The sequence below is a fragment of the Gaoshiqia sp. US2 genome (assembly GCF_059705485.1).
Genome location: NZ_AP048550.1, coordinates 5,366,361 through 5,381,990, shown reverse-complemented (window position 1 = coordinate 5,381,990; position 15,630 = coordinate 5,366,361). Strand labels below are relative to the sequence as shown.

The window sequence follows — 15,630 nt, the reverse complement described above, 5'->3', positions numbered from 1 at the left end:
ATTAGGTATGAAAAACAGATTCAAAAATATACTATTGATATTAGGGCTGTTCTCTCTGACCGTCGTGTCGTGCGAGGACAAAATTGACCCGCTCGTGGAAGAATTGCAGTTTGAACGGGTGTTTACACCGCTCGATCTGACTGTGCGAATCCGGAATATGACCACCGCCGAACTAACCTGGAGCCTTCGCGATGATGCCGACTATTATGTGGTTGAAATCAGTGAAAATACGTTTGCGTCGACTGTTGTAACAAAAAATGTTAATCCGTCTGAAGTGCCTGTTAGCATCCAGTTGGATGGAGAAACAGCTTATTCGGCCAGGGTGAAAGGGGTCAGCGAATCCGGGGTGAACGATTCAAAATGGGCAGAGGTTAGTTTTATGACCAGTCCTGAAAATATATTTCTGCTTATGCAGAATGGGGATGTTGATGCATTATATGCTATCCTCAGGTGGCCTGCCGGTAGCGAAGTAACTCACCTGCTGATAAACGGACAAACCCAACGCGTCATCACCGCAGACGAAAAGGAAGCCGGTGTTGCCCTTATTGAGGGATTAACGGGCGAAACAACGTATACAGTTAATTTATTTTGGGATTCCAAAAAAAGAGGGACGATTATTTTCACCACACTGATCGATGTGGGAAATGCTACCCGTGTATATCCGGAAGATGATCTGAGCGCTGTGATTGCTGCTGCCGCACCCGGCGATATGCTGGTTTTGTATCCGGGCGAATACCTTGAATATACCGGAGCAGTGGTGCTTAACAAGTCGATCTCCATCAGGGGCTTGTATCCGTATAATAAACCTGTTGTGCACATTCAGTTCTCACTCGAAGCAGGTGCACAGGATGTGACCATCAGTGACCTGGAACTGGACGGCAACGGCACGCTGATCGATGTCTTCCGTTTTAATACCGCGGGTTTGGTATATGGTTCTTTGGTCATCAGCGGTTGTAACATCCATGACTATGACCGTTCGTCTGTGGCGGGAAATGTAGCTTCTAAAGTGACTTCGGTTTCGATTGATAATTCCGTGATGACCAATATTTTGACTAATGGCGGCGATTTTATTGATTTCAGGACGACCTACCTGGCTAACCTCAGTATAACCAACAGCACTTTCAATAAATGCTCGTCGGCCAGGGACTTTATCCGGATGGATGCTGCAGCCGGGTATTCCGGAACCGGACTTACGTCTACCGTATTGATTGATCATTGCACGATTGTGGGTGCCTGCAATACCGAAGCCTCTACCCGTAGGCTCCTGTATGTGCGTTTTCTGAATAACTCGCTGACGGTTCGCAATACGATAATTGCCAGTACGATAGGATTCTATTCCAACCAGGCCAATACCTCGCAGCCAGCATTTTTGAACAATAATTATTACGAAGCGCCGTGGTTTTACCAATTTCTGGAAGGCCAGTCAACGACCAATTTTAAATACGACACCAGTAACTTTACCACGTTGAATCCGGGCTTTACCAATGCGGCCGGAGGCAATTTTACCGTGACAAACCAAACCTTGCTCGACAACGCGGTGGGTGATCCGCGCTGGAGACAATAGGAGATGTCACCATTGATAATCAGGGAGGCTGTATCGTTTGATGTACAGCCTCCTTTCGATCACAATAACCGCAAAAGAGATGAAGATAAAGTTATGCACATTCGCGGGCATGCTGTTTTTGTTGATTGCCGTCAATGCCTGTAAGGACGACGATCCGGATCGGGCTTCTGCCATTGAAGTCAATTTCGACAATGCAAACCCGTTGACGGTGGATTTGTCGGCTTACAGACCCTTGGTTACAGGCGAAATTACCGGTGAAGTTCCGTTGAAAAGTTATTCGGCAATTCTGGTCAATCAAACGAATGAATCAACGCTCGTCCGGGATTTTTCGCTGGAAGGACGATTAGTTTACCGGTTTGAACTGGAACTTCCTTATGCTTTAACAACAACCGGTTTGCGTGTCGAGGTTGTGGATCAGCAAAACAATCAGAAATCGGTCGTTTTACCCATTTCGGTGAAAAACCTGCCGGCAGCCAATCCGCAGCCAATCTCAAACAAAGACGCTTTCCCCGGAGCTGAGGGTTTTGGCCGTTATACCACGGGTGGCAGGGGAGGTAAAATTCTTTTTGTTGAGAACCTGAGCGACGATGGCAAACCGGGTAGTTTGCGCTGGGCAATTAATCAATCCGGCGCCCGTACCATTTTGTTCCGGGTATCCGGCACCGTCGAACTGAAATCGCCGCTGATTATTGTACAGGGTAACCTGACCATAGCCGGTCATTCGGCACCCGGCGACGGGATTTGTATTTCAAAAGATTATATGCAGTTAAAGGATAGCCTGAATAATGTGATCATTCGCTATCTGCGTTTCCGGTCGGCTAAAGGTTCGGGAGAGTACGATGCCGCCTGGGGGCGTAACTGCTCCAATATCCTGATTGATCATTGTTCATTCAGCTGGGCCAATGATGAAGTGGCCAGTTTTTACGATAACGAAAATTTTACGATGCAATGGTCCATCATCAGCGAAAGTTTTTACCATTCTACGCACCCCAAAGGCGATCACGGGTATGGCGGTATCTGTGGTGGGATGGGAGCCAGTTTTCATCACAACCTGATTGCCCACCATACCAGCCGGAACCCGCGGTTTTCCGGTGCCCGGTATCATCCGGATACCAGCGATCGGGAAATTGTTGATTTCAGGAACAACGTAATCTACAACTGGGGGGCGAACAGTACATATGGCGGAGAACTGGGGCAACACAACCTGGTGAACAACTATTTTAAATCGGGTCCGGCCACGCAATCGGGTAAAAAGAACCGGATTGTTGAAATTTACAGTCTGAGCGCTGTCCCCGACAGTAAATGGTATATTGAGGGTAATTATGTGGAAGGTTATCCGGCCATTACCGCCGATAACTGGGCCGGCGGCGTTCAGGGGTTGGTCGATGCTTCGGTGCGGGCAAGCAGCCCTTTTTCGACGGGCGGGATAACGACCACCTCGGCACAGCTTGCATTCGACGATGTATTAAACTGGGCCGGAGCCAGCAAAAAACGCGATCCGCTCGATGCCCGAATCATCAACGAAGTGCGGACAGGTACGGCGGCTTACGGCGGCATTTACGGGGCAGGCAGCGGCATTATCGATTCGGAGAACGAGGTAGGCGGATTTCCGGTACTGGCAACTTACGGGCAAATGACCGATTTTGATCACGACGGAATGGATGATGACTGGGAACGGGCCAATGGACTCGATCCGAATGATCCGGAAGATCATAGCGGGAATACCTTGCACCCGGATTATACCAACGTTGAAGTTTATTTGAATAACCGGCTTGAGAACTAATACAAAGAAGCAGCCAGTATAGGTGGCTAATTTGGTTTAGGTGTGTTCCGGGGAAGAGTCCCCGGAACTTTTTTATGTTTTTGAATGACAGATTCCGGGCGTAGAAACATCCGTAAAAAACAAAGGCAGAGGTTCTTGTTAAACTCCTGCCTTTATTACGGGTGCTGCGTTTTCCCTGATTGAATCGGGTTTGGCTGCATTTTCCTGTGTGTTTACACTTTGTTCCCATTTTGAACCTGCCGGTTCCGGTTTCGCGTTGACTCGTCCGTTTCGGTTGAGTGAGGCATAAACCACCAGGCAGGCCAACAGACCCAAAATGTAATAATCTCTCTTCTTCATGTCTGTTTCTTTATTCCACTAAAGTATATTCTACTTTTTTAAAGCGGTGCAAATGTATAAAATTCAATGAATCATCTTTGCTTTTTTACGGGAAGAGGGGTGAAAGATCATCTTCTTAACACAAAACTAATATGGCAATCCGGGCCGTGTTATTGATTTTCCATTTATTTTGCAGTAAAATTGACTGAAAGAATGGGGCGAAATAATTTTTTCCGGTTTAAACAGTTTCAGATTGTTCAGGAGAGAGCAGCGATGAAAGTTGGGATCGACGGCGTTTTATTGGGCGCCTGGGCTAATTTTGACGGAGAAAAACGCGTGCTCGATGTTGGTACAGGCACCGGTTTGCTGGCTCTGATGGCGGCCCAGCGTTGCAGCGGCTCAATTGATGCGGTTGAGTTGGAGCCTGAAGCGGCGGCCGAGGCGCTGGCAAATTTTAACAACTCAGCCTGGAAATCCCGGATCAAGCTGGTTGTTTGCGCATTCCAGAATTTTGAGACTCAGGAGAAGTACGACCACATCATTTCAAATCCGCCGTTCTTCGAAAATTCGCCGAAATCAGCAAACAGTAAGCGTGCTCAGGCCCGTCATTCCGACAGCCTGAGCCTGTCTGATTTACTGATGAAAGCCCAAAAGATACTTGCTGAAAACGGAAAAATCAGCCTGATCCTTTCGGCAGATCAGGAAGGCAGGCTGCGTTTTTTAGCCTATGACCTGGGCCTGTATATCCATCGCTTTTGTCTGGTTTTGCCCGATGAGACCCGCGAACCGCACCGGATTCTGGTCGAATTATCCTGCTCGCCGGGGCAAACGGATGAACACCGGGTGACTATCCGAAATTCGGAATCGGCTGAATATACCGATCAGTACCGCGAACTGACCAGGGATTTTTACCTGGCTTTTTGATAAACTTCTGACTGTTTACTGTTGACTTGGCACGACCTGTCAAATCAAAAGCATAAACGGGGCAAATGTTTTTTCCATGCGTTTGGCAAACCGTTCAATGGCCGTGTGATCCACTTTATTGACCGTGTGATCCACTTTGGCTATTTTTTTTACGACCATTTTTTCCAGGAATCCCATTTTTTCAAAATTGAACTCACCTCCCAGGATGGCTTCGGCCTTGGCGTATTGATGCAGTTTTTCGGGGAAAGCATCACTCAATTGGCTGATGGCTTCTTCTCCTTCGTGCATACAGCAAATAAACAGCCCGATTTCTTTTTGCGTCAGCTGCTCGAGATTATTCAGACAAAATTCGCGAACACGCCGTTGTATTTGCCCTGCATGGATAGAGCCGCCGATAATCACCCGGTCGAATCGGCTGAAATCAGGGTGTTTGTCTTCTTTTAGATGATGAAGGACCACTTCGCCGCTTAGCTTGCCTGCCAATTCATGAACAACCTGTTCGGTACATCCGTGAGTTGACATAAAGATGATCATCGTTTTCATGGCATGGAGATTTTCGATCAAAATTAAAGACTCGTGACAGAACAAATGGTCTTTTTATCGGTTAAGGATGGAAAATAATCGGCAAGATCAGATAAATAAAGATGAAATTATCTTTTAAATAGAAATGATTATCTTTGCAACCCAAAACAAGAACAATGTCCATAGAATTGAAACAGGAAATCAGAATTGATGAAAGCTTTTACAAGGTAAAAGAACTCAGGAGACTAACCGATGAAACTTTTTCGTTGCGTTTGCCGAAAAGCCGGTTCAAATACCGGGCCGGGCAACACATTTCACTGGGTATCCTGGGCGATTACCAAAGCAGGGAATATTCCATTTACAGCGGCGAAAATGACGAGTACCTGGAAGTGCTGGTGAAAGAAGTGAAAGATGGGTACTTCACGCCGAAGCTCAGCAAACTGAAACCAGGCGACCTGGTTGAAGTGAACGGGCCCTTTGGCAAATTCCGCATGGATGAGAAAAAAGCAGCTGACCATAAATTTGTGTTTATTGCCAGCGGCACCGGCATTGCGCCTTTTAGAAGCATGGTGCGAACTTATCCCGGGCTGGATTATCGGCTGATTCACGGCGTACGCTACGGGAACGAAGCTTACGACCGGCATGAATATGCCCCCGACCGCTATGTCCTGTGTACTTCGGGCGATAAAACCGGACATGTGCACGGCCGGCTGACCGTATACCTGAAAAAAACAAACTTTGACAAGCAAACGCAGTTTTACCTTTGCGGAAACAGCAACATGATCTTTGATGCGCTTGAAATTCTCAAAAACAAAGGATTTGAGCGCGACCAGATTCAGTGCGAAGTGTATTTTTAGTAGTGAGTAGTAAGTAGTAAGACAAAAGATGGTCGTAGTTTTACGTAGAAGCTTTGGTAGTCAGGTACTTAGTTGTTCATGAGCTTGAAATTTGAAACTTTTTGAATGAAATACCACTTAATTACATTGGGTTGCCAGATGAATCTGTCTGACAGCGAGCGGGTAGCCGCCGTGTTGGAACAGATGGGGTATATGCGTACCGAAAATGAAGAAGAAGCAAATCTGCTGGGCATGTTGGCCTGTTCGGTGCGGCAAAAACCAATCGATAAGGTGTATAACAAAATTGCCCAATGGAACCGGTGGAAAAACAAGCGAAACCTGATTACCTTTCTTTCGGGTTGTGTGCTGGCGGCTGATAAGGAAAAATTGCTCAAACAATTTGACCTCATTTTCCAGATGAGTGAGCTGAGCCAGTTCCCGGATATGATCCGCAATTACGGTGTGGTGAATGCGGCCTCGCTGCAAGTTTCCAAACCGGTCATGCCGAAAAATGAACACATTGCCGACCTGTGGCACATCAAACCCAAATACCAGTCCACTTACGAAGCGTTTGTGCCCATCCAGAACGGCTGCGATAAGTTTTGCACTTTTTGCGCGGTGCCATACACCCGAGGACGCGAAGTGTCGCGCCCCTCGGGAGATATTTTGGATGAGGTGAAGCATCTTGTCAGCCAGGGTTATAAATCCATCACCCTGTTGGGGCAAAATGTGAACTCGTACGGGTTGGATAAAAACGATGAAGAAATCAGTTTTGCCGGGTTACTGCGCCGGATTGGCGAGTACGGCAAGGTGTCGGGCGAAGAGTTTTGGGTATATTTTACCTCGCCGCACCCGCAGGATATGACCCGCGAAGTGATCGAAGTGATTGCAGAATATCCTTGTCTGGCCAAACAAATCCACCTGCCCATGCAAAGTGGCGATGAGAAAGTGCTGATTAAAATGAACCGCCGCCACTCGATGGATAAATACCGGAAGATTGTGGCCGATATCCGGGAACTCATTCCTCAGGGCACCTTGTTTACCGATATCATTGTTGGTTTTACGGGCGAAAGCGAAGCCGAATTCCAGAATACCGTGGCGGCTTTTCACGAGTTCAAATTCAATATGGCCTACATTGCCATGTATTCGCCACGGCCAGGCGCAGCCAGTTACCGTTGGGAGGATGAAGTATCGCAGGAAGACAAAAAAGACCGCTATCACCGTCTGTCTGAAGTGATGAGGATACATACCCGCGCCTACAACGAAGAGATGGTGGGTAAAACCCTTCGTTTGCTGGTGAACGGAACCGACCGGAAAACGGGCTTCTCAACCGGCTTGACCGAAGGTAAACTGACCGTTCGCCTGGATCGTCAGACGCCTGAGTTGATGGGAAAGATTATTGACGTGAAAATTACCTCGGCAGCCGATTTTTCGTTGAGCGGAGCGTTAGCCACTCTCCAACCTATCCCCGAAGAGGAGACTTTATTAAATGAAAAGATATGAGATCGTTATGACTGAAAATAAATATTCGGATACCGGTTTTTCCTACCCTCCTTTGGAGGGACGGGGGCAGGCTGTTCAGGTTGGAGAGCCAGGGGGAGGCCGCCGGATTGCGTTCAAAACACTGGGCTGCCGCCTGAATCAATACGAAACCGATGCGCTGGTGTCCGACTTTGATAAAGCCGGGTACGAGGTGGTCGATTTTAAAGAACAGGCCGATGTGGTGGTGGTAAATACCTGCACGGTAACCAATCAGAGCGACCAGAAATCGCGGAACATCATCAGTCAGGCGGCGCGTAACAACAGCGGCTCGGTGGTGGTGGTTACCGGTTGTATGGCCAATCATTACAAAGAAAAGCTCGAAGGCGAGAATAAAATCACCTACGTGGTCGAAAATAACCGCAAAGGCTCCATCCTGAACCTGGTGGACGCCCATTTCAGCGGCGAAATTCTTCATCCCGAAAAACTGGAAGCCGATGTGTTTCATTATAACACCGTCGATAAAAGCCTGCACACCCGCAGCGCCATTAAAATCCAGGATGGCTGTGACAATTTCTGCACATTCTGCATCATACCAACCGTTCGCGGAAGAGCGGTCAGCCGTCCGTTGCCGCAAATTATTGAAAACGTGGAGCAAACCCTGGCAAACGGTTTTAAAGAGTTGGTGATTACCGGGGTAAATATTGGTCGTTACGAGTGGGAAGGTAAATCTATTGAAGATGTATTGGAGGCGATTCTCGATGTCCCCGGCGATTTTCGTATTCGAATTTCCTCACTCGAACCCGATGGTTTTGGCGATCGTTTTTACGATTTGTTCGGCCATCCGAAACTGGCGCCCCACCTGCACCTGTGTTTGCAGAGCGGCTCCGACAAGGTACTGCTTCGTATGCGCCGGATGTACGATTTCAACCGTTTCAGAACCATTGTTGAGCGTTTCCGGGACATGTATCCGGGCTTCAATTTTACCACCGACCTGATTGTGGGCTTTCCGGGCGAAACCGAAGACGATTTGCAGGAAAGCATCGATGCGGTGAACAACTTTGGGTTCGGGCATGTGCATACCTTCAAATATTCCGTACGCAAAGGTACCCGCGCCGAGCGGATGGACGATCAAATTCCGGAGAAACTTAAAAACGAGCGATCAGCCCATGTCCGTCTGGCGTCGGAAATGAATCGCGAGAAATATCTTTCCTCCTTTATCGGGAAACAGCAAACCGTGCTGATCGAAACCATCGATTCGCGCGGATACGCCACCGGCTATGGCGAACATTATGTGCCGGTTCGGTTTAAAGCCAGCGGTCTACAGAAGAACTCCTTCCACAAGGTAAGCCTGAAAAAACTCGAAGGAAAAAGCGAACAGGCCCGGCTAACCGGTGAGTTAATCAGTTCGTAATGAACTTCCTGGATAAAAGCGGAGCTTGTCGGCGTTTCGGGATAGTCGCTTTATAACATCCGGCTTGACGAATCTTATATAAAAGTAATACGTACTTTTGAATCGGTAAAGCCATTTAGTATGCAGGACAGCGATCTGGTTATTTGGGAGAATATTTATCGCGGGAATGTCGATTCGCTGCGGATTCTCCATGATCGTTATTACCTTCAACTTTGTTATTTTGCCAACCGGTACCTGCAGAATTTAGCCGTTTCAGAAGAGTTGGTGTCCGATTGTTTTTTGAAACTGTGGTCGCAAAAAGAACGGATTTTTATTCAGAAATCGGTAAAAGCCTATTTGTATTTTATGGTGAAGAATCAGCTCATTGATTATTCCCGGAAAAAACAACAGAACCTGATTCAGCTAACCGAAGCATTGCCCGATTTTCCGGATGAGGAGCTGATGGACAAGCAGGATTTTTATGCCGATTTGTACCGGACAGTAAACCGGCTGCCGGAACAACGAAAGAAAATCCTGGAGATGGCAGCTTTCGACGGACTTAGTTATAAAGAAATCGCCTCGCGTCTCGACATCTCGGTCAACACGGTAAAAACACAAATGGGGCGCGCCTACCAGTTCCTGAAAGACGAGTTGGAACCTCGGAACTTTCTGTTGTATTTTCTGTTTAAGCCGAGGCATTAAAAATTTTTCAAAAAAGATTCTTTTGCTGTCACCCTCGCTTTTCGTTTTTTACGTCTTATAAACAGAAATCGTGAGTAATGGACAAAAAAGATCAATCATTCTGGCAATTAGCTGCATCGGCGCTTCATCATGAACCGGATGAAAAAGAACAGCCCGATTTGCCGGAATTGAAGGACGATGAAAGCCGCAATTTATTTCAAAAAGCCAGGAATATCCGCCTTGGGCTGAATGAAATGAAGACGGTGCGTGGAATAAACAGCGAATCTTCGTGGAAATCAATTCAACGGCAAATTTGGATCGGCAAACTAAAAAGTCATAGTCTCATGGCAATGAAGTATGCTGCTGTGATTTTGATCACACTGCTTGTTGGTCATCTCCTGCGTCCAGTCGGCGACCATCAAATGCCGGTTCAATATGCCGAAATCGAAGTCGCCGACGGGCAAATGAGCCATATGACCTTGTTTGACGGGACGGAGGTGTGGCTAAACTCGGGAAGCCGGTTCAGGTATCCCAACCAGTTTAACCGCGATCAGCGTGATGTGTTTCTCGACGGCGAAGGCTATTTCAGGGTGACGCCAAATAAAAAACTCCCGTTTAAAGTAAAAACCAACCAAATGGAGGTGGAGGTATTGGGAACCTCGTTCAATATCTCAGCCTATCGCGACGAAGCTAACCAATCGGTGGTTTTGGAAGAAGGGAAAGTACAGATTAACCGGACGAACGGGGAAAAACTACTCGAACTTTTTCCAGGGCAACGGGCCGGGCGGAATGCCCCTTCTGAAAAATTTGTGGTGGAACGTGTACGGACCGAAGATTTCACCGGCTGGAAAAACGGGATCATCGTATTCCAGTCCGAAACCCTCGCCGAGATTGCCGGTAAGCTGGAACGCTGGTACAATGTGGAGGTCCGGTTTATATCGCCCGGCTTGGAGCAGTATAAAATTACCGGGACCATCCTGCGAAATAAGCCGGTCCATCAAACGCTTCAGGCTTTTGAACTGCTGGCCCCTATTCAGGCCGAATATCTTCCGCAAACCAATCAGAAAGACATCATAAACATCCGAAAAAAGTAATGCCTATGCTCTAAAACGAAAGGCGGTGAAATGCTGCGAACATTCCACCGCCGGTTTAATTAAAACACAAGTGTTTCATATTAAAAACAACCAAATTTATGAAAAAACATCGAGAGTTTCACTGCAACCTCAGGTTGCGAAAAAAGATCGTGCGTATTATGAAGCTGACTACTTTACTAATCCTGACACTTATTATGAGTGTCCATGCCACCGGTTATTCACAGGCCACCAAGCTCAATCTCAGCCTGAAAAACGAATCGCTGGTCGAAGCGCTCAAGCAAATTGAAGACCAATCAGAATTTTATTTCTACTACAACAACGATGATGTGCTCGGAATCCGGGATATTTCGGTTGATGCCAAATCCAAAAATATCGACGAAGTATTGAACCAATTGCTTCAAAATACCGGACTCGACTACAAAATGATCGACCGGTATATTGTGATTAAACGGAAAGAAGCTGCGGAAAACTCCGTATTTGTCAATCAACAAAAACCGGTTACCGGGAAAGTAACCGATTCAGCGCGTCTTCCGTTACCTGGCGTAACTGTTCTTCTGAAAGGTACAACCAATGGGGCGATTACCGATTTAGACGGAAATTATTCTCTTGTTAATATTCCCGCTGATGGCACGCTTATTTTTTCTTTTGTTGGAATGAGGTCGCAGGAGGTTTTTGTTGGAACGCAATCAGTAATCAATATTTCTTTGCAGGAAGAAACAATCGGTTTGGAAGAAGTGATAGCCGTTGGTTATGGTACACAAAAGAAAGCGAACCTGACCGGTGCTGTGGGAAATGTTCAGATGGATGACTTGGAGAGCCGTCCGTTGACCAATTCCAGTGTTGCTCTTCAGGGAAAAGTTTCCGGGGTTTATGCCCTGCAAAAATCCGGGAAACCGGGCGGCGACGATGCCGTGATTAATATTCGCGGTGTAGGGACCCTGAATAACAGTGATCCGTTGGTGTTGATTGATGGTTTTCCCGGAAATATGAATGATGTAAGCGCCAGCGACATCAAATCCATTTCGGTATTGAAAGATGCGTCTTCGGCTGCTATTTACGGTAACCGGGCAGCAAACGGTGTCATCCTGATTACCACCAAAAGAGGATCAGTCGGTAAAATGACCGTTTCGTACAACGGATATTACGGCGTTCAGGCAGCTACTTCATTGCCGGATGTGTTTAATTCGGTAGAATATACTACTTTATACAACGAAGCAGCTGTTAATAGCGGCATGCAGCCCAGGTATTCAGCCGAAGACATCCAGAAATATGCTTCCGGAACCGATCCCATGTATCCGGATATCAACTATTTTGATGTTTATTATGATAAAGCGAAAATACAGAACCACCGCGTGAATATCAATGGAGGGACTGAAACCTTGCAATATGCCTTTATGCTGGGATACTTAGACCAGGAAGGGATTCTGGTAGGGACGAATTACGAAAAAGTCGATTTCAGGTCGAACTTTGACTCCTATTTTCTGAAAGATAAAAAGCTCAGGTTGTCTGCCCGCCTGGCGGGTAACAAAGGAAACACCAATGAACCCACTGATGAATGGAATGCGAAATGGTATGCTGCAACAGCTCCCAACTGGCCTTTGAAAAATACCAGTGATCAATGGATTGCCGTCATCGGAGAACGTAACTTTTATGGTGAGATTATGGAGGGGAGTACCCGTAAAATTGATCGTTACGCTTTCAACTCTCAAATTGAAGGTGAATACAAAATTGCTGAAGGACTAAGCGCTCAGGTCACTTATGGATATAATGTCATTCACTCAAATTCAAACTCATTTCACGCCAACGTACTTCTGGCCAATTTGGACGGCAGTACCCGCTACCTGACTTCTGACCTGACCGAACGTAATGATCTGAACACACAGACATTGCTGACTTCGTTGCTTCGTTATGAGAAGAAATTTGGAAAGCATGAGCTGAGTGTTCTTGCCGGTTATTCCGAGGAAGAATTTAACTGGAAATGGAGTAGTGGCTACCGGTCGAAGTTTATTAACAATACCCAGCGGATTCTTAATTTGGGAGACCCGTCAACAATGCAGAACAATGCAGGGGCATATGATCTGGGTCTTCAATCTGTTTTTGGAAGGATCAACTACATTTTTGCAGACAAATATCTTTTTGAAGCCAATGTACGCCGGGATGGTTCCTCCCGTTTTGGAGAAGATTTTAAATGGGGAACTTTCCCTTCCTTCTCTTTAGGCTGGATCCTTTCTGAAGAAAGCTTTTTGAAGAACCAGGACTGGTTGGATGTTCTGAAAGTCAGGGGGTCGTGGGGACAGTTGGGTAATCAAAATATCAACACCTATTATGCTGCAAGCGATATCCTGAATACGGGCATAAACTATACAACAGGGGGTGGTTTGAACTCGGGCGTTGCCGTCACTGGCATGTCGAACAAACAAACGACCTGGGAAACATCCGAACAGACAAACATCGGTATCGACTTTAGCTTTAACAGAAGCTTTGATGTCACACTTGACTACTTCTATAAAAAGACAAGTGATATCCTCATTCAGGTTCCAATACCGGTAACGATGGGTAACCTTACACCGCCTTATCAAAACGTTGGGGAGGTAAAAAACAGAGGACTCGAATTGTCTGCTACGTACCGGAAAACATTCACGAATGGGCTGAAATTCAACTCAACCCTCAGTCTCTCCCATATCAAAAACGAAATCACCGATCTGTATGGCCGCAGCCCGATCATTAACGGTGCAACGGCACTGGTCGAAGGGTCAGCCATTCATTCATTTTACGGATATAAAATGGATGGTATTTACCAGATCTCCGATTTCACATGGCAAAACAACAGCGACCCTTCTATTGCTCATGCCGACCGGAATTATGTACTCAAAGACGGGGTCGTTTCCGTGGCTAACTTTACGGCTACCCCCGGCGACGTCAAGTACCGCGATATTAGCGGCGACGGGGTGGTGTCGATGGATAAAGACCGGACGGTGATCGGAAAACAATATCCCGATCTGGCTTATTCACTGCAACTGAACCTGGATTGGAAACAGTTCGATTTAGGCTTGTTCTTCCAGGGACTGGCTGGTATTGATGGTTACACCTATTATGAGATTGCAGTGCCGTATAGCGGAGCAGCATCCAATAACGGCGCCTGGTGGGTAAATCGCTGGACTCCTGAAAATCCGACCAACGAACTGCCTAAACTGACCCTGGATGGTGTAAGAAACAATATTCATTCGGAATTATATATGGAAGATGCCTCTTACCTGAGGTTGAAAAATATAGAATTGGGATATACCCTGGACCAGCGGCATATATCAAAGCTTGGCATCAGTAAGGTCCGCATTTACGGAAACGTACAAAATGCGTTCACCATTACAAACTACAAGGGATTCGACCCGGAACAAACAACCGACGAAACCCGGGCTCAGGCGTATCCCCAGGTTCGTATTATTACCCTTGGCTTAAACGTTAATTTCTAAAATTGATAGGCAATGAAAAAACTACATATCATTACATTAATTGTATTATTTGGATTGCTGGGCGGTTGCCAGGAAGGTATCCTGGATAAAACCCCGCTGGACCGATTGTCTCCCGATACCTTCTACCAAAACGAAAATGAATTAAAGATGGGCTTAATGGGGGTTTATAACGGACTTCGTGAAAACGATACACCGATCCACTGGTTTCAGTTCGATTTTATGTCGGATGACGCGTTTTGTCATCATGCATGGCAAGGTTCCATGGAATTTGGATCCTGGACCCATAATTCGAGTAGTTGGGCAACAGGTGCAAAATGGGCACGGGCCTATACGTTGATTGTTCGTGCAAACACCTTTCTGGCGAATTTGGAAAACGCACCGGTAGGCGATGATGTTAAAAGGCAAATGGAAGCCGAAACTCGCTTCCTCAGGGCTTTTATTTATGCCGATTTGATTCATTTTTACGGTGATGTTCCACTGATTATGGCGGTCCAAAGCCTGGACGAATCGAAAGTAAGCCGAAGTCCCAAAAGCGAGGTATTGACCAAAGTACTTGAAGACCTCGATTTTGCCGCTCAAAATCTGCCGCTAACTTATTCAGGTTCAGATGTCGGCCGGGCAACCAAAGGAGCAGCGCTGGCCTATAAAGCCCGCACACTTCTGTACAATGAGAAATGGGTCGAAGCTGCTGTTGCTGCCAAAGCGGTAATGGATTTGGATGTTTACGATCTGTTCCCCAATTACGAAGGCATTTTTCTGGAAGAAAATGAAAACAATGTGGAAGTCATTTTCGATATTCAATACATGAAAGACCTTAGTCCGCAACCTTGGCCAAGTTCGGCGCTTTCATTTGGCGAGTGGCCTACCCCGAACATTGCAACCAGCCTGATCGATTCGTATTACATGACAAACGGTTTGCCTATTAATACTCCCGGTTCCGGCTACAATGCTCAAAATCCGTTTGCCAATCGCGATCTGCGTTTGGCAGCTACCGTGGTGTTGCCTGGTTCAGCGATGGGGCCCCGGACATTTATCCCTGCGAATGATGAGGTGTTAACCGGCGCCCGCCCAAGAAAATATGCCGATTTATACACAACCGACAGGAACAATTGTGCAATCAACACGATCAAACTGCGTTATGCCGACATTCTGTTGATCCGAGCCGAAGCATTGATTGAGTCAGATAACATTACGCAGGAAGTGTATGATCTGATCGATGATGTCCGGGACCGGGTGAATATGCCCCGTGTTGAAGATGTTGAGGGAACAGGCCTGTCGAAAGCTGAACTGCGGAATATTCTCAGGCATGAGAGGAGGGTTGAATTTCCGATAGAAGGACTTCGTTACGAGGATATGTATCGCTGGAAAGATCAAAGCCTGGTACACGATGTGTACGGGTACAATACCTCAAAATTATCGAACCCAAATACCCCTTCTTTATGGGTGTTTGAGCAGGTGAAAGTGGGCACCCGCGTTTTCGATCCGGCTAAAGGATGGTTGTGGCCCATCCCACAAACGGATATTCAAAATAACGATAACCTGACCCAGAATACGGGTTATTAATAT

The 15,630-nt window shown here is 46.7% G+C and carries 12 protein-coding genes; 10 read left to right on the top strand and 2 right to left on the bottom strand.

Annotated features, from left to right (window positions below; translation table 11 throughout):
• Window positions 1-7 precede the first annotated feature (7 nt).
• Together AC6H3C_RS21705 and AC6H3C_RS21700 are read left to right on the top strand one after the other, a co-directional pair.
• Window positions 8-1,564 (top strand): DUF4957 domain-containing protein, encoded by a 1,557-nt coding sequence (locus AC6H3C_RS21705; protein WP_497517643.1) that lies wholly within the window; start codon window positions 8-10, stop codon window positions 1,562-1,564.
• Window positions 1,565-1,643: 79 nt separating this feature from the next.
• Complete coding sequence (locus AC6H3C_RS21700) at window positions 1,644-3,347, top strand: pectate lyase family protein (protein WP_497517642.1); 1,704 nt, start codon at window positions 1,644-1,646, stop codon at window positions 3,345-3,347.
• Between the two features lie 138 nt (window positions 3,348-3,485).
• Here the strand turns inward: AC6H3C_RS21700 and AC6H3C_RS21695 are convergent, their stop codons facing one another.
• On the bottom strand, window positions 3,486-3,686 hold the full coding sequence (locus AC6H3C_RS21695; RefSeq protein ID WP_497517641.1) for a hypothetical protein: 201 nt from the start codon (window positions 3,684-3,686) through the stop codon (window positions 3,486-3,488).
• A 192-nt stretch (window positions 3,687-3,878) separates the two neighbouring features.
• On the opposite strand from AC6H3C_RS21695, the gene AC6H3C_RS21690 reads away from it, so the two are divergent.
• Window positions 3,879-4,589: a tRNA1(Val) (adenine(37)-N6)-methyltransferase gene (locus AC6H3C_RS21690; RefSeq protein ID WP_497517640.1), complete on the top strand. Its 711-nt coding sequence runs from the start codon at window positions 3,879-3,881 to the stop codon at window positions 4,587-4,589.
• Window positions 4,590-4,628: 39 nt separating this feature from the next.
• Here the strand turns inward: AC6H3C_RS21690 and AC6H3C_RS21685 are convergent, their stop codons facing one another.
• Window positions 4,629-5,132, bottom strand: coding sequence for a flavodoxin domain-containing protein (locus AC6H3C_RS21685; RefSeq protein ID WP_497517639.1), 504 nt, complete (start codon window positions 5,130-5,132; stop codon window positions 4,629-4,631).
• Between the two features lie 155 nt (window positions 5,133-5,287).
• Here AC6H3C_RS21685 and AC6H3C_RS21680 point away from each other — a divergent pair, with 155 nt between their 5' ends.
• The 7 genes from AC6H3C_RS21680 (at window position 5,288) to AC6H3C_RS21650 (ending at window position 15,627) form a co-directional block, all read left to right on the top strand.
• Window positions 5,288-5,968 carry a ferredoxin--NADP reductase gene (locus AC6H3C_RS21680; RefSeq protein WP_497517638.1) on the top strand — a complete coding sequence of 227 codons (681 nt, stop codon included), beginning with the start codon at window positions 5,288-5,290 and terminating at the stop codon, window positions 5,966-5,968.
• Window positions 5,969-6,073: 105 nt separating this feature from the next.
• Window positions 6,074-7,450 (top strand): tRNA (N6-isopentenyl adenosine(37)-C2)-methylthiotransferase MiaB, encoded by a 1,377-nt coding sequence (gene miaB / locus AC6H3C_RS21675; protein ID WP_497517637.1) that lies wholly within the window; start codon window positions 6,074-6,076, stop codon window positions 7,448-7,450.
• Between the two features lie 7 nt (window positions 7,451-7,457).
• Entirely contained in the window at window positions 7,458-8,840 is a 1,383-nt protein-coding gene (gene mtaB / locus AC6H3C_RS21670; protein ID WP_497517636.1) for a tRNA (N(6)-L-threonylcarbamoyladenosine(37)-C(2))-methylthiotransferase MtaB, read from the top strand.
• A gap of 120 nt (window positions 8,841-8,960) precedes the next feature.
• The gene (locus tag AC6H3C_RS21665) at window positions 8,961-9,521 is read left to right on the top strand and encodes an RNA polymerase sigma-70 factor (protein ID WP_497517635.1); all 561 of its coding nucleotides are present in this window, start codon (window positions 8,961-8,963) and stop codon (window positions 9,519-9,521) included.
• 77 nt (window positions 9,522-9,598) lie between these two features.
• Complete coding sequence (locus tag AC6H3C_RS21660) at window positions 9,599-10,594, top strand: FecR family protein (RefSeq protein WP_497517634.1); 996 nt, start codon at window positions 9,599-9,601, stop codon at window positions 10,592-10,594.
• Window positions 10,595-10,692: 98 nt separating this feature from the next.
• Complete coding sequence (locus tag AC6H3C_RS21655; protein WP_497517633.1) at window positions 10,693-14,064, top strand: TonB-dependent receptor; 3,372 nt, start codon at window positions 10,693-10,695, stop codon at window positions 14,062-14,064.
• A gap of 12 nt (window positions 14,065-14,076) precedes the next feature.
• Entirely contained in the window at window positions 14,077-15,627 is a 1,551-nt protein-coding gene (locus tag AC6H3C_RS21650) for a RagB/SusD family nutrient uptake outer membrane protein (protein ID WP_497517632.1), read from the top strand.
• Window positions 15,628-15,630 lie beyond the last annotated feature (3 nt).

Excerpts from the sequence above, each read along its gene's own strand:
- mtaB (WP_497517636.1), top strand. The coding sequence starts at position 7,458 with ATGACTGAAAATAAATATTCGGATACCGGTTTTTCCTACCCTCCTTTG.
- AC6H3C_RS21650 (WP_497517632.1), top strand. The coding sequence starts at position 14,077 with ATGAAAAAACTACATATCATTACATTAATTGTATTATTTGGATTGCTG.
- AC6H3C_RS21665 (WP_497517635.1), top strand. The coding sequence starts at position 8,961 with ATGCAGGACAGCGATCTGGTTATTTGGGAGAATATTTATCGCGGGAAT.
- AC6H3C_RS21660 (WP_497517634.1), top strand. The coding sequence starts at position 9,599 with ATGGACAAAAAAGATCAATCATTCTGGCAATTAGCTGCATCGGCGCTT.
- AC6H3C_RS21705 (WP_497517643.1), top strand. The coding sequence starts at position 8 with ATGAAAAACAGATTCAAAAATATACTATTGATATTAGGGCTGTTCTCT.
- AC6H3C_RS21685 (WP_497517639.1), bottom strand. The coding sequence starts at position 5,132 with ATGAAAACGATGATCATCTTTATGTCAACTCACGGATGTACCGAACAG.
- miaB (WP_497517637.1), top strand. The coding sequence starts at position 6,074 with ATGAAATACCACTTAATTACATTGGGTTGCCAGATGAATCTGTCTGAC.
- AC6H3C_RS21655 (WP_497517633.1), top strand. The coding sequence starts at position 10,693 with ATGAAAAAACATCGAGAGTTTCACTGCAACCTCAGGTTGCGAAAAAAG.
- AC6H3C_RS21695 (WP_497517641.1), bottom strand. The coding sequence starts at position 3,686 with ATGAAGAAGAGAGATTATTACATTTTGGGTCTGTTGGCCTGCCTGGTG.
- AC6H3C_RS21680 (WP_497517638.1), top strand. The coding sequence starts at position 5,288 with ATGTCCATAGAATTGAAACAGGAAATCAGAATTGATGAAAGCTTTTAC.
- AC6H3C_RS21700 (WP_497517642.1), top strand. The coding sequence starts at position 1,644 with ATGAAGATAAAGTTATGCACATTCGCGGGCATGCTGTTTTTGTTGATT.
- AC6H3C_RS21690 (WP_497517640.1), top strand. The coding sequence starts at position 3,879 with ATGGGGCGAAATAATTTTTTCCGGTTTAAACAGTTTCAGATTGTTCAG.